Genomic DNA, 17,752 nt, shown 5'->3' with positions numbered 1-17,752 from the left:
GCGAGGATGACACATGATCTGAAAAAGGCGCTGACCGGAATCTCGGGTATCCTCGTGACACCCTATGATGCGGAAGGGGAAATCGCCCCGGGCAAGCTTGCGCCGGTCATCGACCGGGCGCTCGAGGCCGGGGTGCATATCCCGGTCGTGAACGGCAATACCGGCGAATATTACGCGCTGACCAACGAAGAGGCCTGCACCATGGTGCGCGAAGTGGCCGGAATGGTCGACGGGCGCGCGCCGCTGCTGGCCGGGGTCGGTCGCGGCATACGCGATGCTTGTGCATTGGCGCGGGCCAGCGCCGATGCGGGCGCGGATGCGCTGATGATCCACCAGCCGCCGGACCCGTTCGTCTCGCCCCGTGGCACGGTGGATTACGTGCGTGCCGTGCGCGATGCTTCGGGCGGGCTGCCGATCATGCTGTATCTGCGCAATGACGCGATGGGGCCGGAGGGCATCGCGCGCCTCTGCGAGATTGAGGGAGTCATGGGCGTCAAATGGGCCACGCCCCACCCGCTGAACCTTGCCCGCGCCATCAGCGCCGCCCCTGATCATATCGTCTGGGTCGGCGGCTTGGCCGAGGTCTGGGCGCCGCCGCTTTATGCGGTGGGGGCGCGCGGCTTTACCTCGGGGTTGATCAATGTCTGGCCAGAGCGGTCGGTCGCGATTCACGCCGCCCTAGATGCGGGTGACTATGCACAGGCGAACCGGCTGATTGCTGGAATGCGTCTGTTCGAGGACATCCGCGCGGAAGAACACAACGGCACCAATGTCACCGGTGTCAAGGCCGCGCTGATGGCGATCGGGCAGGACTGCGGCGCGACACGGCCGCCCTCTGCCTGGCCTTTGACTGAACGGCAGCAGGCGGCGCTTGATCAATTCATAGCTGAAAACCGATTGGATCAGCTGAGCGAAGAGCCGGCATAAACCCAGCCGGGCGGGAGAAACCGGCCGCTGATTTCACAAGCGCAGCTTGCGCAATCAGGGGGCCTTGGGGCGAGCCATTGGCAGGCAAGGCGCGCAATTCGGGTCGGCCCGCCATCACCCTGGGCGACATTCCCACGCGTGAAGATTGAAACCAGGCGGGCACGTTTCGCGTCGCCGAAACTCCGCCGCGGGTGACCTTCGAGACCGGACCCAGAGGGCAAGCGCGGCGTCAGGGTTTTTCCGGCGTGAAGTACTCCGGAAAAGCCGCCTGCTTTTCCGACATCCGGTCAACCGTGCGCTGCAGGTGTTGGCGCAAGGCATCCATCGCGCGCGCCGCATCGCCTGCTTCGATGCCGTCGAGGATCTGGCTATGGCCCTGGATGACTTCCCTGTTGTTCAGAAGGCGCCCTGCGTCGTCGCTGTCTTCCAGGTTCAGGCGGCGCAGGCGTTCCAGATGGCCTGCATGGCTGCGCATGATGCGCTGGCTCTGAACATGACCCGCCGCGACAAACAGGGTCTGGTGAAACACTTCGTCGAGTTCCTGAAAGGTCAGCACGTCGCCGGGCTGATCCATGATGCTGCTTTGCAGGGCAACGATGCTGCGCAGACGAGTCAGCGCCTCGGCTGCGATTTCCTCGGCAAGGCGGCGCACCACCTCGGTTTCCAGCGCGATGCGCATGAACTGCGCCTCGCGGATGGCCGACATGTCGATGGGGGTGACCAATGTGCGGGACTGGGGGTAGATTTTGACCAGCCCCTCTTTGGCCAGCTGCTGCAGCGCGTCGCGCAAGGGGGTGAGGCTGACGCCATGGATTTCCGCGAGCTCGGCCCGCAAAAGTGGCGTGCCCGGCGGCAGGTCGAGCTTGACGATTTGATCGCGCAGCGTGTCATAGACCCCACGCCCGGTTGGGCCGCCTTCAAACAAGCCCAAACCTGCTCCGCCGCCGAGGATGCTTTTGGCAAAAGCCTGTGCACTCTGCGCTGCAGGCTTGTTCAATGAAGTCATGCGGGCTCTTCCATAGCTGTTAAATCTAATATATCAGTTGATCGCATCTGACCGAAGCGATTTTTTTGGCCCCCGAAAGAAAGCATCCGATGGGCAGCCAGACCATGCCAGAAGACAGGGAGGCAAGGGTGATGCTGCTGTCACCCACGGAGAGTGGCGTTGTCGCGACCCGTTCGGCGCAGCATCTCGGCGGTACGGCGCGCACATCGCGGAAGGCAAGGAGGCTGTGCGACGATAGGGACACCGCCGGCGGCCCGGTGTCGGCGGCGAACAGAGCCTCGAAGAACTGGGGCCAGCACGCATCGAACCTATCCTGGCCAATGCCTCGGGTGAGCAAAGCAATACCCGAGGCGTTTCGTCCCGGCGAAGAGAAATGGCACCCTGGCCCATCGGGGTCATGGGCTGAACTGGGTAAACGTCTGGAAGGACAGCGCAGATGAAACCGAACTATGTGAAACTGGTCGAAAACACGCCGCTGCCGCGCATTGCGCTGTGCCGCCAGGAATTCGCAGCCACCCAGATCGAGGTGCCGCAGGCCGCCGTGGCCGAGGCGATGAAAGCCGCCTGCGTGGACAAGGTGCGCCCCGGTATGTCCATCGCCATCACCGCCGGAAGCCGCGGGCTGGCCAACCTGCCGGAACTGCTGGCCGCGATTGTCCACGAGGTTCGCGAGCGCGGCGCGCATCCCTTCGTCGTTCCCGCCATGGGCAGCCACGGCGGTGCCACCGCCGAGGGGCAGACCGCATTGCTGGCCAAGCTGGGCGTGACTGAAGAAAGCCTCGGCTGCGAGATCCGTTCGTCGATGGATACGGACGAGATCGGCGTGCTCGACAATGGTCTGTCGGTGCGGATGGACCGTCATGCCAATTCCGCCGACGGCATCATCCTGTTCAACCGGATCAAACCGCATACGTCGTTCCGCGCACCCAATGAGAGCGGGCTGGCCAAGATGCTCTCAATTGGCCTGGGCAAGCAGTCGGGGGCCGAGACCTGCCATTCGCGGGGCATCGACAATGTCGGTACCTTCGTGGCCGAAATGGCGCGGATGAAGCTGGCGCGTTGCAAGGTGCTGTTCGGGATCGGCACGATCGAGAACGCCTATGACGGGCTGGCGCGGGTCGTGGCACTGGACAGCGAGGGCATGCTGGAGGCCGAAGCGCCGCTGTTGCAGGAGGCGATGCGCAACATGCCGCGCCTGCCGCTGGGGCCACTCGAGGCGCCGACCGCCTCGGGAGATCTCGACGTGTTGGTGGTCGATGAGATCGGCAAGGAATTTTCGGGTACCGGGATGGATCCGAACATCACCCATCGCTTCACCAGCGACAAGATGCAGGTGCACCTGCATATCGCGCGGCTGGTGGCGCTTGGCCTGTCGCCGCGCAGCAACGGCAATGGCAACGGCGCCGCGCGGGCGGATGTCATCACCCGGCGGTTGGAGGCGGATTTCGATCGCGAGGCGGTCTATGCCAATGCGATCACCTCGCAGGTGGTGAAACAGGCCAAGATCCCGATGGTCATGCCGTGTGACCGCACTGCGATTCAGACGGCGATCAAGACATGCGGAGCCGAGGATATCGCCAAGGTGCGTCTGCTGCGGATCCCGAACACGCTGAAGCTGGAATATATCTATGCCTCGGAGGCCATGCTGCCGGAACTGCGCGAGCGGCCGGGGCTGGAGGTGATTGGCGCGCTGCAAGAGATGCAGTTCAGCGCTGGACTTCTGCACAATCCATGGCCGGAGGTACATTGATGGGAGGGCAGGGACTGCACCTGCATCTCGACCCGGTCGGGGGCGCTGCGGGAGACATGTTCATCGCGGCGATGCTCGATGCCTTCCCCGATCTCGTCGAGCGCGCGCTGGCCGATGTGGCCGCGGTGCTGCCGGCAGAGGTGGGGCGGGCAGAACTGTCCGAACATATCGCCTCGGGCATCACCGCCCGACGGTTTGAACTGGTGCTGGCAGCCGAAGGCGCGGGATCGCGCCACGGGGCCGAGACCACCTACCGCGCGATGCGCGACCTTCTGGAGCGGGCGCCGCTGTTGGAGGGCACCGCCGCGGCGGCCTGTGCCATCCTGCACCGGATCGCCGAGGCCGAGGCACAAGTGCACGGCATTCCCATCGACCGGGTACATTTTCACGAGATTGCCGATTGGGACGCGCTGATGGATGTCACCGCCGCCGGGAGCATCTGCGCCGCGCTCAGCGGGGCAACATTCTCGCTCGCCCCCCTTCCGCTCGGGGGCGGGCTGGTCGATACGGCACATGGCAAAATGCCGGTGCCCGCACCCGCCACAGCGCTTATCCTGCAGGGCTTTGACTGGCATGACGACGGTGTGCCGGGCGAGCGCGTTACCCCCACCGGGGCCGCGATCCTCGCCCATGTCACCGGCGGTTGCCCGACGGTGAGCCGCCCGCCGGGGCGGCTGCGCGGCACCGGATCGGGGGCCGGGACTCGGGTGATGAAAGGGCTGCCCAATATCCTGCGCGTCAGCGTCTTCGACACCGATGAGGCGGGGTTTCATCAGGACAGCCTGGTCCAGCTGGCCTGCGACATCGACGATATGACGGGCGAGGAGCTTGGTGCGGCGGTTGACAGGCTGCGCGATCTGCCGGGGGTGGTCGATCTGCTGCTGCTGTCCGGGCAGGGGAAGAAATCCCGCCCGGTCACTCGGATGGAATTGCTGGTGCGGCCCGCGTCCGCAGACGCCATCGCCACGCGGCTGTTCGAGCTGACCTCGACGCTCGGGCTGAGGCGTGCGGTCGTGGACCGCCTGATCCTGCCGCGCGAAAGTGACATGGCTGGCGCGGTGCGGCGCAAGCGGGCGCAGCGGCCCGGCGGGCAGGAAACCATCAAGGCCGAAAGCGACGATCTGGCCGATGCCGAAACGCTGCACGAGCGGCGGATGCGGGCCCGTGCGGCAGAGACCTGACGCGTGGGCACTTTGGATATTCCTGCTTGCCCGCCACCCAGCCGCGTATGCCAACGGTTAAGTCCGTCGCGCCCACGAAGGCGAGCTTTGTGACCGTTTAGGCAATGTCGATGCCCGATACCGCACGGGGATTCAGAGCACCTTGCCCGGGTTCATCAGATCATCGGGGTCCAGGGTGGCCTTGATCTGGGCCATGAGTTCAAGCGCCACCGGATCCTTGTAGCGGCGCAGCTCGGCCCGCTTGAAGGTGCCGATCCCGTGTTCGGCCGAGAAGGACCCGCCCATCTCGTGTACGATGTCATGCACGATGCGATTAAATGCGCCGTACTCGGCGAGGAAGTCGGCATCCGCCATGTCCACCGGGCGCGTCAGGTTGAAATGCAGATTGCCGTCGCCGAAATGCCCGAAGGGACAGGGGCGCAGGCCGGGCATGTGATCCATACAGGCCTGGGTTGCGACCTTGATAAAATCTGCAACGCGGGACACCGGGACCGACACATCGTGCTTGATCGAGGCGCCCTCATGTTTCTGCGCTTCCGACAGGTTTTCGCGCAATGCCCAAAGCGCGTCTTTCTGCGCCTCGGATGCGCCGATCACGGCGTCGACAATCTGGTCGGCTTCAAAGGCCACTTCGAGTGCGCCTTCGAGCCGTGTGTCGAGGTCGGCCTGCGCGCCATTGCCGGTAAGTTCAATCAGGCAATAGGCCGGATGCGCTTCGCTCATCGGATCGCTGCAGCCCGGGGTGTGGTCGATCACCATTTCCAGGCCAAGCCGTTCGACATATTCGAAGGTCGAGAGCGTATCGGCGGTCTGGCTGCGCATCCTCGCGTAAAGCGCAAGCGCCGGGTCCGGGCCGGTACAGGCCACCAGCGCCGTGGCACGGGCGCTGGGTTTTGGAAAGAGTTTCAGAACCGCGGTGGTGATGATCCCCAGGGTGCCTTCGGCGCCGATGAAGAGGTTCTTGAGGTCAAATCCCGTGTTGTTCTTGCGCAGCCCGTTGAGGTCGTTCAGCACCCGGCCATCGGGCAGCACCGCTTCGATGCCGAGCACCAGATCACGGGCATTGCCATAGCGCAGCACCGCGGTGCCGCCTGCGTTTGTCGAGAGGTTGCCGCCGATCTGGCAAGAGCCCTCAGAGGCCAGTGACAGCGGGAAAAGGGCGTCAACCGCATCGGCGGCGGCTTGGATATTGGCAAGGATGCAGCCCGCTTCGACCGTGATCGTGGCATTGGTCGGATCGACCTGGCGGATGCGGTTCAGCCGGTCGGTGGTCAGGATGATCCCACCATCCGGCACACCGCCGCCCGCAAGGCCCGTGTTGCCGCCCTGCGGGGTGACCGGCATCTTGGCCGCCTTGCACAGGCGCAGGCAGGTGGCGACCTCTTCGGTGCTGCCGGGCCGCAGCAAGGCCAGCGCCGTGCCCTGCCGCAAGCCGCGATCCTCGACGAGCCGGGCGGCCATGTCCTGGGCCTCGGTCACGACATGGGCGGCACCGATGGCTTCGCGCAGGCTTGCCAGCAGGGCGGTGTGGTCCCGACCGTCCGCTTCGGGCGCGGTCGGCGGCGCGCTCAGAGTGGTCATCTCTTCAATCCTTCAACGCTGGCCGGCTTCGGCCTTTTTCCGAGCTGCCTCGCGCAGCTTGCTGATGGTGGTGCGAGTCGAGATTTGTTCGGGATCGGTCACCAGTTCGATCAAGGCCGGGCGGCCACTGTCGCGGGCGCGGGCAAAAGCATCGGCGAAATCGGCGGTCCTGGTGACCCGCTCGGCATGGGCACCAAGCCCCTCGGCCATCTTGACGAAATCCTGGTTCTGCAGCGTGGTGCCTGAAACCCGCTCGGGGTGGTCGCGTTCCTGATGCATGCGGATCGTGCCGTAGATGCCGTTGTTGAACAGCAGCACGATGGGACGTCCGCCATATTGTGCGGCGGTGGCCAGTTCGTTGCCGCTCATCATGAAACCGCCGTCGCCGACGAAAGACAGGGTCAGGCGGTCCGGCCGGGCAATCGATGCGGCAACGGCCGCCGGCACGGAATAGCCCATTGCGCCGCAGGTCGAGCCGATGATGCGGCCGGGCCGGCCAAACCGCAAAAACCGCTGCGCCCAGCCGGTGTGATTGCCGGCGTCCAGCGTCACCACGACATCATCGGGCAGTAGATCACGCAGCTGGGCAAGGGCCACGCCCATGTCGAGATCCCATTCGCCGCCATTGGGTGCTTCGGTATCGGCCAGGTAATCGGCGTGCAAAGTTTCGCACCAGCCGCCCCAGGCCTGCGCTCGGCCCAGATCGACGCCGTCCAACGCGGCGGCCACCGAGACAGGGGCCGCGGCGATGCCAAGATCCGGCGAATAGACGCGGCCGATCTCATCCGGGTCGGGATAGAGATGCACCAGACGTGTTGCCGGGTTGGGCGATTGGATGGTGGTATAGGTCTTGGTCGTCATTTCGCCCAAACGTGCGCCGATGACGAGCAGAAGGTCGGCCTCGCGTTGATGCGCATAGAGGCTGGGTGCGGTGGAGGTGCCGAAATCCCCGGCAAAGACCGGCGAGAGATTGTCGACGATGTCCTGACGGCGGAAGGAGGTCGCAACCGGGATCTGGTTCGTCTCGGCAAAGCGGGTGATGGCTGCGGCGCTTTCATCCGACCAGCCGGACCCGCCAAGCAGCATCAGGGGGCGCTCGGCCTGCACAAGCTGGGTTTTCAGCATGGCGAGATTTTCGGCCGAAAGCGCCGCATGGGTGGCACTGTAGGGCCGCGCGTCCGGGACCGAGACAACCTCGGTCAACATGTCCTCGGGCAGGCCGATCACCACCGGGCCGGGGCGGCCCGAAGTGGCCACGCGAAAGGCGCGGGCCATATATTCGGGCACGCGGGCCGGATCGTCGATCTGGGTGGCCCATTTGGCAATGGGGCCGAACATCGCGCGGTAATCGATTTCCTGAAAGGCTTCGCGATCGGTGGTTTCACGGGCGATCTGACCGACCAGCAGGATCATCGGCGTGCTGTCTTGTTGCGCGATATGCACGCCGATGGCCGCGTGGCAGGCGCCGGGGCCACGCGTGACCATGCAAATCCCCGGCTTGCCCGTCAGCTTGCCATAGGTCTCGGCCATATTGGCCGCCCCTGCCTCGTGCCGCGCGTTGACCAGCTTGAACCTGTCCTGCACGTCATGGAGCGCATCGAGCACCTCAAGATAGCTTTCACCAGGCACGCAATAGGCGGTGTCGGCACCGTGGATCAGCAGTTGATCCACGAGGATCTGTCCGCCCGTCCGCGCCTTGAGGGATACTTTTTGCAGCATGTTGAAAGTGCTCCGTTCCGATCGTTCAGATTATCAGAAATGTGTGGCAGGCTGGCTGTTCACATTGCGGTTCCTGGCCACCTGGAAGGCCAGGATGATCGCCGCGATGACCAGGCCCGAGGCGGTAAGCCGCAGATCGGGATAGATCAGCAGCAGCGAGGCGCCGAAGAGGACGACCGACAATGCGCTGGATAGCCTGCCAAAGTAGTAACGCTGGAGGGCGGCGGCCAGCAAAATCACCCCGATGGTGGCCTGCAGCAGCACAAGCGTCACTTGCATGGCCGAGCCCTGCATTAGGATCGCCGGTTCATAGACGAACATGAAAGGCACGATGAAGCCGGTGGCCCCGAGTTTCACGGCAGCCCAGCTTGCCGCGACGATCTTGGCTTGCGACAGGGTGTTGGCCGCATAGACCGCCATGGCCACGGGCGGGGTGATGGCCGAGAGGATCGCGAAGTAGAAGACGAAGAGATGCGCCGCTTCGACCTGCACGCCCAGTTTCACCAGCGCCGGCACCAGAAGGGCAACCTGCACGATATAAGCCGGTGTCGTCGGCATCCCCATGCCAAGGATGATGCCGGCGATCATCGACAGGAAGAGCGCGATAACCAGCGTGTCCTGCGCCGCTTCGATGACGAAGTTGGAGAAGGTCAGGCCGAGGCCGGTGATGTCGATCACGCCAACGACGATGCCCGCACAGGCACAGGCCGCGGCAATCGACAGCACATTGCGCGCGCCGCTTTCAAGCGCGTCGAGGATGTTGTCGATATTGACGTAGTGCCGCGTGGTCTTGCGCAAGGCGGCAACCGGCACGATCGAGATGATCCCGCAGAGCGCGGCGTAGGGCGCGGAATAGCCCATCATCAGCACACCGACAATGATCGCCAGCGGCAGGAACAGATGCCCGCGTTCCGTCAGCACCTGCTTGAGCGGCACCTGGTCTTCTTTCGGGACCGAGCCGATGCCCTTGCGCTTGGCTTCGAAATGCACCGCGGCAAAGAGGGCGACATAGAACAGAATGGCCGGGGCAAGCGCGTATTTCGCCACCGTCAGGTAGCCGACACCGAGGTATTCGGCCATGACAAAGGCCGCCGCACCCATGACCGGAGGCATGATCTGGCCACCGGTGGAGGCCACGGCTTCGACCGCGCCAGAGAAGGCGGGCTTGAAGCCCATGCGCTTCATCAGCGGGATGGAAAAGGTGCCGGTGGTCATCACATTGGCCACCGCCGAGCCGGACACAGAGCCGAAGAGGCCCGAGGTCACGCAGGCCACCTTGGCCGGGCCGCCGACCTGACGTCCGGTAAGCGCCACGGCGAAATCCATGAACAGCTGGCCGACGCCCATACGTTCGACGAGCGAGCCGAAGAGGATGAAGAGCACCATATAGGTGGCCGAGACCGCGATCGGGATGCCGAAGATGCCTTCGGGCGTCATGAACAGTTGTTCGAGGATCACCGAAGGGAGTGTGGAGGTGAAGGTCAGCCCGTAGGCCATGAAGAGAATCGCGGTGATGGGCAGCATCGGCCCGAGCATCCTGCGCGTCGCTTCGAGCAGCAGGACGACAAGGATGATCCCCACCACGATGTCGATCGGCAGCAGCGGGTCGACATAGAGAAACCGCTGCGTGATGTAGTCGAGATTGAGTGAAGGATAGAGCGCCGCACCCATGGCCACCAGACCGAGCACCACGTCGTACCAGCGCGGGACTTCATGGCGCAGGCCTTTGCGGTTTACGGTGATGAAGATCAGCAGCAGCGCCAGGGCGACGTGAACGCCGCGCATGATATAGGGGTTGGGCGGGCCGACGAAGGCGACGTAGAGATGCCAGACCGCCATGCCAATCAGGATCAGCCTTGCGATGCGGGTAATCAGGGGCATCTTGTCAAAAAAGATCGACAGTTGCATGGGGGTTCTCGCGTCTAGAGTGGGGGCAGCCATGCGCGCCGGATTGCAGCCGTCCGCGCCATGGAACTGGTGACTGTGGGCCGGGCGGAGCACATTCCCCGGCCGGCCCTTTGTTTGTCAGCGGTGGATTACATCCCCGAAACGCCGCGCTCGGCGTAGAACTCCTTTGCGGCAGGGTGGAACGGCACGCCGATGTCGGTGGCCATTTCCTCGACGGTCAGGTTCGCCATGGATTTGCTGATGGCGGCAAAGCTGTCGTTGTTGTCGGCAATCGCGGCGAGCGCGGATTTGACGATCTCGCCGTCAAAGTCGCAGGGTGCGACCAGATGCGTGTCATAGCTGATGGCATGGACGGTTTCGTCGAAGCCCGGATAGGCACCGGCCTTGACTTCACGACGCTGGAAGGCCGCATTCTTGTCCTTGAAGTATTTAAAGGTTTCCTCATCCACATCGATCAGGCGAATTTTGCGTGAGGAGGCCAGATCCATCACCGAACCCGTCGGCAGCGACGAGCCCAGCGTGAAGAAATCGGCCTGGCCGTCCTTCATCTGCGAGGCGGAGTCGGAATAGGAGGTGTTGGCCACGCTCGACAGGTCGTCGAATGTCATGCCGGCGGTGGAGAGCAGTTCACGGGTCAGGAATTCGCCCGTGTTGCCCAGCTGCTGCGTGGTCAGGCGCTTGCCCTTCATGTCGGCGACCGTCTCGATGCCGGAATCGGCCAGCGCGACGATCTGGAAATATTGCGGGTAGAGGATGCCAAGGTTGCACACATTTGTGGTGGCCTTGCGGAAGGGCTCCTTGCCGGACATGCTGTCCACGGTGGAGATCGAATTGGCAAAGGCGATGCCAAAGCGGCCCGCATCCACGCCCACCACGTTGGAGACGCCGGCGCCCGGCATCACGGTGATGTCCATGTCGGGGTTTTCACGCTCCATGATCGCCTTGATGGCCCCGCCCACCGGATACCAGGAGCCGCCCTGCTGGCCGGTGGCCATGACTATGTCTTGCGCCTGTGCGGCCATGCCGGTGGCGGTGAAAAGGATGGTGGCCGCCGCTGTCTGGCGAATCGTCTTGAAGATAAGTGACATTGAAACTCCTCCCGAGTTTTGACTGTGTGTCGGCAGAATCTGGATGGGTTCCGGGCCCTCCCTGACACCCGCTTGCCGTGATTTTGCAGACTGCGGTGGTTTCAATAGCCTGTCAATAATAAATACAAATTTGTGGAAAAATCGCGGTCCCTGTCATGTTGTATGCGGCTGAAAGCGGGGATTTTAGCGGAAAAGCGTCAGTATTGACAACTTGTCATACAGGAGTACCATTCGGCAAAAGGAAGTTGATACCATGACAGGAAATCTTCAGGCGCCAGCGCCGCTTGTCGACGGGGCGACGCTCAGCGACCAGGTGACCGAGGTCCTGCGGCAGAACGTTGTAAACGGTGTCTGGAGCGTCGGAGAGGTGCTGCCTTCCGAAAGCACGCTGGCGGGTTATTTCGATGTCAGCCGCACCGTGATCCGCGAAGCCGTAGCGCGGCTGAAGGCCGAAGGCATGTTGTCCAGCCGACAGGGGCGCGGGGCCTTCGTGGAAAGCAACCGGCCCCGTCAAGGCTTTGCGATTTCCGAACGCGATATGGAGAGCCAGCGCAAGCTGGAACAGATTCTCGAATTGCGCATGGGGCTGGAGATCGAGGCCGCGGCGATTGCCGCCGCCCGCGCCACGCCCGAGGCGCGGGAAGGCATCCAGCGCGCCGCGGACGCCTATGGCCGCGCCATCCGTGGCGCCGGCCCCGCTGTGGATACGGGGGTGAACGCCGATCTGGCTTTTCACCGTGCGGTCTGCGAGGCGACCGGGAACAGCTATTACCTGAGCCTGTTCAACTACCTAGGCGCCAGCCTGCGCGAGACCATGCTGGCCGGGCGGCTGCAGGCCATCAAGGTCGGCGGCGAAAGCCGGGATGCCGTGCAGGAACACCACGCCGTCGCCGCCGCCATCGCCAAGGGCGACGCCGAGAGCGCGCGGCAGCGGATGCGGGACCATTTGCAGATGTCGAGCGCGCGGCTGCTGGCGCGGTTCAAGATGAAAGATGGCCTGAGCGGATGAGCGTACCGGCGGCCCTCTACGCTGCGCTCGAGGCACCCGCGTCCTTGACCATTGCCCTGAGCGGTGGGATCGACAGCCTGACCCTGTCCGCCGCCGCGGCCGATGTGCGTGGCGCCGATAGGGTAACGCTTTGCCATGCTGTCTCTGCCGCTGTGCCCGCCGCCGCCACGGCGCGGGTCAAGGCGTTTTCGGCAGACCGGGGGCTGCATCTCGAACTGGTCGATGCGGGAGAATTCGCCGATCCGGCCTATCGCGCCAATCCGGTGAACCGCTGCTATTTCTGCAAGTCGAACCTCTATGGCACGCTTGCCCGCATGGGGCCGCTGGTGGCGGCGGGAACAAATACCGATGACCTGTCCGATTACCGACCCGGATTGCAGGCGGCAGCGGAACATGGGGTGCTGCATCCTTTCGTCGATGCGGAAATGTCCAAGGCGGATGTGCGGGTGCTGGCGCGTATGCTCGGGCTTGGCGATCTGGCGGAATTGCCCGCGGCGCCCTGTCTGGCCAGCCGGATCGAAACCGGTCTGCGGGTGGAACCTGCGGATCTGCAGGTGATCGACCGGGTCGAGATGATGCTCAGAGGGCTTTTGGGCAACGTGACCCTGCGCTGCCGCCTGCTGCGCGGCGGCTGGGCTGTTGAACTCGATCGGCTTGCGCTGGCCAGCCTTTCCGCGCAGAAGCGCGCGGAAATCGTGGCGCAGGTGCAGCGGTTCACCGCCGATGACCGGCCGATACGCCTGCGCGCCTATTCGAGAGGAAGTGCATTTGTCCATCAATGAGGCAGGCCCGGACAGGCATCCTGACGTGACCTTCGACCGGGGCCGAGGCCACCGGATCGGGATCGAGGAGGCGGTGCTCTGCGGGCAAAAGTCGGTCAGCCAGATCGCCGGTATTCTGGCGGATGCGCGGGACGAGGACCGCCGGCTTCTGCTGACGCGGCTGACGGCTGACCAATTTGCCGCATTGCCGGACGACCTGCGCCGATCGGTCGACTATTGCGCGGCATCCCGCACCGCCATTCTGGGCAAAATCGGACCTTTGTCCAAGAATCCGCGCATCGCCTTGGTCAGTGCCGGTACCTCTGATTATGTCCCGCTGGCCGAAGCGAAACGCACGCTGGCCTATGGCGGGATGGACGCAAGTGAAGTCTCGGATGTAGGCGTCGCAGGCCTCTGGCGCCTGCTCGCGCGCGAGCAATTGCTGCGCGAGATGGATGTGGTGATCGTCTTCGCGGGGATGGATGCGGCGCTGCCGTCGGTTGTTGCCGGGCTGGTTCCGGGGGTGGTTATTGGTGTGCCAACCTCGGTCGGTTATGGTGTTGCCCGCGGCGGGAGGGTCGCGCTCGATTCGATATTGGCCAGCTGTGCACCGGGTGTGACGGTGGTGAACATCGACAATGGCTATGGCGCGGCGACTTCGGCGTTGAGACTGGCCAATATGATGCGCCGCGCGAAATCGGGGGAGTAACCGGTGGATGCGCCAAAACTGAAGATCAAGAAGCGCCAGACGCTGGCCGATCAGCTCTACGGGCAGATCCTCGAGCAGATCGTCTCAAACAAGCTCGCCCAGAGCGAGAAGCTGCCCTCAGAAAACCAGATCGCCACCGCCTTCGGCGTGTCGCGGCCGGTTGTGCGCGAGGCCTTGCGCAAGCTGCAGGAAGACGGGCTGGTCGAGGCGCGTCGCGGGGTCGGGACCTTCGTGCGACGCCGCCCGTCGGAAAAGCTGATCGAATATGCCACGGCCGGTTCCGTCGCAGGCTTGATGCGCGCGGTAGAGGCGCGCATCACGGTCGAGCAGGCGACGGCCCGCATGGCCGCGTTGCGTGCAAATTCCAAGGACATCGCGCGGATCGAAGCGGCGCTGCAGGCGCTTGAGGATTCCATGCAGGCGCGCACGCCCTCCTTTGAAGCCGATTACCAGTTTCACCACGCCATCGCCATTGCCTCGGGCAACGACGTTTTCGTGCAAATGCTCGATTGCGCGCGCGATGCTATCGAACAGGGTATCGATGTGGCGCAAAAGCTGACTCGCGAGGGCACGCAGGCCCGGATCGACGTGGTGATCAGCGAACACCGGCAGATTTTGGAGGCGATCCGCGCGGGTGACGGCGAGGCCGCGGGTGTCGCGATGGCCTATCACTTGCTGCAGGCGAGGGCGCGCATCACTGACCACGCCGGCATTGCCTGACAGTCTGACTGGCCTTCCTTTGCCGCGCCCCCCGCACCACCTCTGACGCCGGAATGACCGCGCAAGGCCCTGACGGTTCGCTCGTCTCGGTGCGGCGGAAACAATTCGCGGATGCCGTTCACGACGGCGAATATCCCGGTGCTCACGACGTGATGGGCGCCGCCCCCGGAACCGGGCAGCGCCAAGGTCGGCCACCCGGCTCAGGCCACGGCGTTAGAGCAGGAAATCATAGCCGTAATTCTCGTCGACCTTGAAGAAGTTCTGATCATCAAGCGCGATCGACCCGCCGAAATCCAGGACTTCCTTGACCGCCCCGTTATAGACAAAGCCAAGCGTGCCGGCCTTGTTGTCCATCAACCAATACTCGGTGCGATAGGCATCGGGATTGGTCGCGAGTTCTTGGGTGAGTTCCTGTTGCGAATACACGACATCGAAAGGCTTGGTGCCATTGCCATCAACCGCCAGGCCGATCTTGTCGCGCTTGGCATTGAAATCGACCACGTTGCCCAGAGGAGCCGTCACGATTGGCTGTCCGCCAACGATAATCTTGTCGCGGCCGCCACCGGTCGTCACCGTATCGGTGTGAACGGTCCAAAGTGCGTGGTCCAGGACGATGGTGTCATTGCCCTTGCCCGCCTTGACCGTTTCACGGTGATAGCTGTCCATGATGATCCGGTCATTGCCGGCCCCGAGATTGATGACGGCACCGTCGACGGAACTGTGCATCACCACGGTATCGCCGCCGCCGCCGGTGTTGACAAAGATATGGTCGAGCGACCCGACATCCACCGTGAGCGTGTCATTGCCGCCGCGAAGATTAACCTTCAGCGTGTCGATATCACTGAGAAGAAGCACATCGCGGATCGCTACAATCTCCGCCGCGTTTTTTCCGAGAATCTTAAACGTATCTTCCGGGCCCGCGTAATTCCCCGTGAGCGTAAGATCGTAGTCGCGGAATTCGACGCTATTTAGTTTCATGCCAAAGCTGCTCAGCTTCAGCGTGGGCAGAGTGACCGATATCGAGTATTCGACGGTGTCCACCCCCCGGCCACCGACAAATGTGGTTCCAAGCGCCTGCGTTTCAAATGCTGCCGCTTCGATATCGATCTCGATACCGGTGAGCGTGTCATCCCCGCGCCCACCGACAAATCGATCCTCTTGGCTCATGCCGTAAAATTCGAACGTGTCGTTTCCAACCAGTCCCTTCAAGATGTCACCCTGGCGCGAAGTTGCACTGATTACGTCATCAAAACGGGTGCCAGAGATAATGGTCATATTAAGCCTTTCTACAAATCACAGGCCAGCCAAGCTGAGCCTTGCACTGTTAAACACACAAGAGGTCAGGATTGTCCCCCAATTCTCAAGACCTTGGATTGCTTGTTGGAGTCAAGACATCAATTGCTGTGGCAGTTATTCGCGCCGCGTTTGCCGGAGGCTTCAATTGCGGAGAATTGATCACCAGTTAATCGGCAAACGCATATTCCCCCGCGATGCGTGAACACCGCCACGTGGCTGGTTCTGGATAATGTTTGGCAACATGAAAACCGCTGCGGATCCTGTTGAGGACCTCGCAGATCGGCGCCCGCCCTGCCATTCACCAGTCCCGTTCGGAATCCAAGGTGTCGCGATAGTCGTTCCAGCCGGAATCGACCGAAGAGGGCAGGTCCAGCCATTCCCGCATGGCTCCGCCGGTGACCGGATCGCGGGAAGGGATCGGCAGGGACATGATCAGCTTCGCCGCCAGATAGCGCGACCTGGGGGTGAGGCTGTCATCGGGCAGGTTGTCCCACTCGCGCCCGTCGGGATAACCGCCAACCATCAGAACGTCGTCGGAATTGTCGGTCATCGCATGCGACACCCCCGCGGGCATGACAATGACATCGCCCGCATCTACTCGAACGCGGGTGCCCCCCATGCCAAAGATTTCGATCTCCATAAACCCCGCGGCGCAGCCCAGGCATTCATGCGTCGTTGAGTGAAAATGGCCGTAGGTATAAATGCCCGGATAGCTCCAGTTGTTCAGCCAGCCATGCTTCTGAAACAGTTGCCGAACGGCTTTCTCGCCGCCGCCGGGAACCGCGTTGCGATGGATCAGCAGCGGAAAACGGCTGTTCGGGATCATTCCGTTTGGCCCCGACTGATAGGTTTCAGGCGCGTTCGACATCTTGTTTCCTCCCATTGGCGTCGTTGTCGCATCTCGATGTGTTGTCCGACGGGCGCAGCCTGACCGATGCAAACTTATCTGTTAAGAAAAATGTGCTGACAGGTTCAGCTGGTCCGCCGCAAGCGGGTGCTGTTTCGTTCTATGATGTCATGCGCGACGTGAACCGGTGCCGAGGGGGGAGCGCCGTCGATCTGCGCAAGCAGTTCTTTCATGGCTAGTTGTCCGATTGTGCGGCGCGGCTGTCGGATCGTCGTCAGCGGCGGATTGGACCAGGCGGCGAAGGCGATATCATCCAGTCCGATCACCGAAATATCTCCGGGAACGGAAATGCCGCCACCGACCAGGGCGTTCATCGCGCCAATCGCCATTTCGTCATTGGCGCAGAACAGTGCATCGGGAAGGTCGCCCGTGGCCAACAAGGCGCGGGCGGCCTTGTAGCCGCTGGCAATGGTGAAGTCGCCGCCTCTGCTTGCCAACGCCGTGGCAAGTCCCGCCTCTTGCATGGCCTGCTGGTACCCTGCGGCGCGCTGGCTTGTCAGAATCGAGTTTGTCGGGCCGGTGAGATGCAGAATCTGCCGGTGACCCAGCCCGATCAGAAAGCGCGTCGCATCTGCGGCGGCGGCGGTGTTGTCGATCCCCACATGTGCAAAGGTCGCTTCCTCTTCACCGGACGCGGGAAGCTGTTCTGACACGGTGACAAGTTTCCAGTGCCGCCCCTTTGCGGCGGCGCCGGGCAAGAGCGCACCATGCAGAACCAGCGCACCGTCGGCACGCCCGGCGTCGAGCAGGTCGGACAGGCGCTGACCGGCGTTGCCGCCTCGGGGCACATCGGAAACCAGGACCGCAACACCACGTTCGCGGGCCAGGGTTTCTATTCCCGAGATGATTTCGGAAAAGAACGTATTGCCGAGATCCGGGACCGCCACCACAACAGCATCCGCCCGGCGGCGGCGCAGGGTCTGGGCGGCGGAATTCGCGATATAGCCCGTCTGCGAGACTGCGGCGGTCACCCGCGCCCGGGTTTCCGCCGACACGATGCCGGGGGCGCTCAGGCTGCGGCTGACCGTTGCGGTCGACACCCCGGCCATGCGGGCGACGTCGGCAATCGTGGCTTTCTTTTCGGGCGGTTTCATCGCGGGTGATCTTAGGGGCGCGCGCTGCAGAAGTCGAATGTAAACCTTTACACAGGGCGGTTCCTATGCTCATCTCAACCTAAGGCCGGGAAATCC

15 protein-coding genes are annotated in these 17,752 nt (G+C 63.2%); 7 read left to right on the top strand and 8 right to left on the bottom strand.

The genetic code is table 11. The annotated features are described in order from the left end of the window. Positions 1 to 6 precede the first annotated feature (6 nt). Positions 7 to 927: a dihydrodipicolinate synthase family protein gene (locus tag CVM52_RS04185; protein ID WP_100161347.1), complete on the top strand. Its 921-nt coding sequence runs from the start codon at positions 7 to 9 to the stop codon at positions 925 to 927. 229 nt (positions 928 to 1,156) lie between these two features. On the opposite strand, the gene CVM52_RS04180 is transcribed toward CVM52_RS04185, so the two are convergent. Then, positions 1,157 to 1,933 (bottom strand): GntR family transcriptional regulator, encoded by a 777-nt coding sequence (locus CVM52_RS04180; protein ID WP_100161346.1) that lies wholly within the window; start codon positions 1,931 to 1,933, stop codon positions 1,157 to 1,159. 436 nt (positions 1,934 to 2,369) lie between these two features. Between CVM52_RS04180 and CVM52_RS04170 the strand changes: the two genes are divergently transcribed. Next, complete coding sequence (locus CVM52_RS04170; RefSeq protein WP_100161344.1) at positions 2,370 to 3,683, top strand: nickel pincer cofactor-dependent isomerase, group 22; 1,314 nt, start codon at positions 2,370 to 2,372, stop codon at positions 3,681 to 3,683. Then, positions 3,683 to 4,864: a nickel pincer cofactor biosynthesis protein LarC gene (gene larC, locus CVM52_RS04165; RefSeq protein WP_100161343.1), complete on the top strand. Its 1,182-nt coding sequence runs from the start codon at positions 3,683 to 3,685 to the stop codon at positions 4,862 to 4,864. The genes CVM52_RS04170 and larC overlap by 1 nt, the downstream gene beginning before the upstream one ends. A gap of 132 nt (positions 4,865 to 4,996) precedes the next feature. On the opposite strand, the gene CVM52_RS04160 is transcribed toward larC, so the two are convergent. The 4 genes from CVM52_RS04160 to CVM52_RS04145 form a co-directional block, all read right to left on the bottom strand. After that, entirely contained in the window at positions 4,997 to 6,445 is a 1,449-nt protein-coding gene (locus CVM52_RS04160) for an FAD-binding oxidoreductase (protein WP_100161342.1), read from the bottom strand. A gap of 12 nt (positions 6,446 to 6,457) precedes the next feature. Continuing rightward, positions 6,458 to 8,164, bottom strand: coding sequence for a thiamine pyrophosphate-binding protein (locus CVM52_RS04155; RefSeq protein WP_100161341.1), 1,707 nt, complete (start codon positions 8,162 to 8,164; stop codon positions 6,458 to 6,460). A gap of 33 nt (positions 8,165 to 8,197) precedes the next feature. Then, positions 8,198 to 10,072 (bottom strand): TRAP transporter permease, encoded by a 1,875-nt coding sequence (locus CVM52_RS04150; RefSeq protein ID WP_100161340.1) that lies wholly within the window; start codon positions 10,070 to 10,072, stop codon positions 8,198 to 8,200. 128 nt (positions 10,073 to 10,200) lie between these two features. Then, positions 10,201 to 11,160 carry a TAXI family TRAP transporter solute-binding subunit gene (locus CVM52_RS04145; RefSeq protein WP_240620858.1) on the bottom strand — a complete coding sequence of 320 codons (960 nt, stop codon included), beginning with the start codon at positions 11,158 to 11,160 and terminating at the stop codon, positions 10,201 to 10,203. A gap of 253 nt (positions 11,161 to 11,413) precedes the next feature. Here CVM52_RS04145 and CVM52_RS04140 point away from each other — a divergent pair, with 253 nt between their 5' ends. From CVM52_RS04140 to CVM52_RS04125, 4 genes are read left to right on the top strand one after another with little or no spacing between them, the layout of a single operon-like run. Then, a complete protein-coding gene (locus tag CVM52_RS04140; protein WP_100161339.1) occupies positions 11,414 to 12,169 on the top strand; it encodes a FadR/GntR family transcriptional regulator in 756 nt (251 codons plus the stop codon). A gap of 44 nt (positions 12,170 to 12,213) precedes the next feature. Next, positions 12,214 to 12,951, top strand: coding sequence for an ATP-dependent sacrificial sulfur transferase LarE (gene larE / locus CVM52_RS04135; protein WP_240620857.1), 738 nt, complete (start codon positions 12,214 to 12,216; stop codon positions 12,949 to 12,951). Further along, positions 12,893 to 13,639, top strand: coding sequence for a nickel pincer cofactor biosynthesis protein LarB (gene larB, locus CVM52_RS04130; protein ID WP_100161337.1), 747 nt, complete (start codon positions 12,893 to 12,895; stop codon positions 13,637 to 13,639). The genes larE and larB overlap by 59 nt, the downstream gene beginning before the upstream one ends. 3 nt (positions 13,640 to 13,642) lie before the next feature. Beyond that, on the top strand, positions 13,643 to 14,359 hold the full coding sequence (locus tag CVM52_RS04125) for a FadR/GntR family transcriptional regulator (RefSeq protein WP_100161336.1): 717 nt from the start codon (positions 13,643 to 13,645) through the stop codon (positions 14,357 to 14,359). A gap of 213 nt (positions 14,360 to 14,572) precedes the next feature. Here the strand turns inward: CVM52_RS04125 and CVM52_RS04120 are convergent, their stop codons facing one another. The 3 genes from CVM52_RS04120 to CVM52_RS04110 form a co-directional block, all read right to left on the bottom strand. Beyond that, positions 14,573 to 15,634, bottom strand: coding sequence for a hypothetical protein (locus CVM52_RS04120; protein WP_100161335.1), 1,062 nt, complete (start codon positions 15,632 to 15,634; stop codon positions 14,573 to 14,575). Positions 15,635 to 15,953: 319 nt separating this feature from the next. Then, the gene (locus tag CVM52_RS04115) at positions 15,954 to 16,523 is read right to left on the bottom strand and encodes a hypothetical protein (protein ID WP_100161382.1); all 570 of its coding nucleotides are present in this window, start codon (positions 16,521 to 16,523) and stop codon (positions 15,954 to 15,956) included. 104 nt (positions 16,524 to 16,627) lie between these two features. Continuing rightward, complete coding sequence (locus tag CVM52_RS04110) at positions 16,628 to 17,656, bottom strand: LacI family DNA-binding transcriptional regulator (RefSeq protein ID WP_100161334.1); 1,029 nt, start codon at positions 17,654 to 17,656, stop codon at positions 16,628 to 16,630. Positions 17,657 to 17,752 lie beyond the last annotated feature (96 nt).

This window comes from Pseudooceanicola lipolyticus (genome assembly GCF_002786325.1).
Taxonomy (GTDB): Bacteria; Pseudomonadota; Alphaproteobacteria; order Rhodobacterales; family Rhodobacteraceae; genus Pseudooceanicola_C; species Pseudooceanicola_C lipolyticus.
Note: the sequence above shows the minus strand (reverse complement) of the source record. Positions and strands in the feature narration are given on the sequence as shown.

Excerpts from the sequence above, each read along its gene's own strand:
- CVM52_RS04185 (WP_100161347.1), top strand. The coding sequence starts at position 7 with ATGACACATGATCTGAAAAAGGCGCTGACCGGAATCTCGGGTATCCTC.
- CVM52_RS04180 (WP_100161346.1), bottom strand. The coding sequence starts at position 1,933 with ATGACTTCATTGAACAAGCCTGCAGCGCAGAGTGCACAGGCTTTTGCC.
- CVM52_RS04170 (WP_100161344.1), top strand. The coding sequence starts at position 2,370 with ATGAAACCGAACTATGTGAAACTGGTCGAAAACACGCCGCTGCCGCGC.
- larC (WP_100161343.1), top strand. The coding sequence starts at position 3,683 with ATGGGAGGGCAGGGACTGCACCTGCATCTCGACCCGGTCGGGGGCGCT.
- CVM52_RS04160 (WP_100161342.1), bottom strand. The coding sequence starts at position 6,445 with ATGACCACTCTGAGCGCGCCGCCGACCGCGCCCGAAGCGGACGGTCGG.
- CVM52_RS04155 (WP_100161341.1), bottom strand. The coding sequence starts at position 8,164 with ATGCTGCAAAAAGTATCCCTCAAGGCGCGGACGGGCGGACAGATCCTC.
- CVM52_RS04150 (WP_100161340.1), bottom strand. The coding sequence starts at position 10,072 with ATGCAACTGTCGATCTTTTTTGACAAGATGCCCCTGATTACCCGCATC.
- CVM52_RS04145 (WP_240620858.1), bottom strand. The coding sequence starts at position 11,160 with ATGTCACTTATCTTCAAGACGATTCGCCAGACAGCGGCGGCCACCATC.
- CVM52_RS04140 (WP_100161339.1), top strand. The coding sequence starts at position 11,414 with ATGACAGGAAATCTTCAGGCGCCAGCGCCGCTTGTCGACGGGGCGACG.
- larB (WP_100161337.1), top strand. The coding sequence starts at position 12,893 with ATGACCGGCCGATACGCCTGCGCGCCTATTCGAGAGGAAGTGCATTTG.
- CVM52_RS04120 (WP_100161335.1), bottom strand. The coding sequence starts at position 15,634 with ATGACCATTATCTCTGGCACCCGTTTTGATGACGTAATCAGTGCAACT.
- CVM52_RS04115 (WP_100161382.1), bottom strand. The coding sequence starts at position 16,523 with ATGTCGAACGCGCCTGAAACCTATCAGTCGGGGCCAAACGGAATGATC.
- CVM52_RS04110 (WP_100161334.1), bottom strand. The coding sequence starts at position 17,656 with ATGAAACCGCCCGAAAAGAAAGCCACGATTGCCGACGTCGCCCGCATG.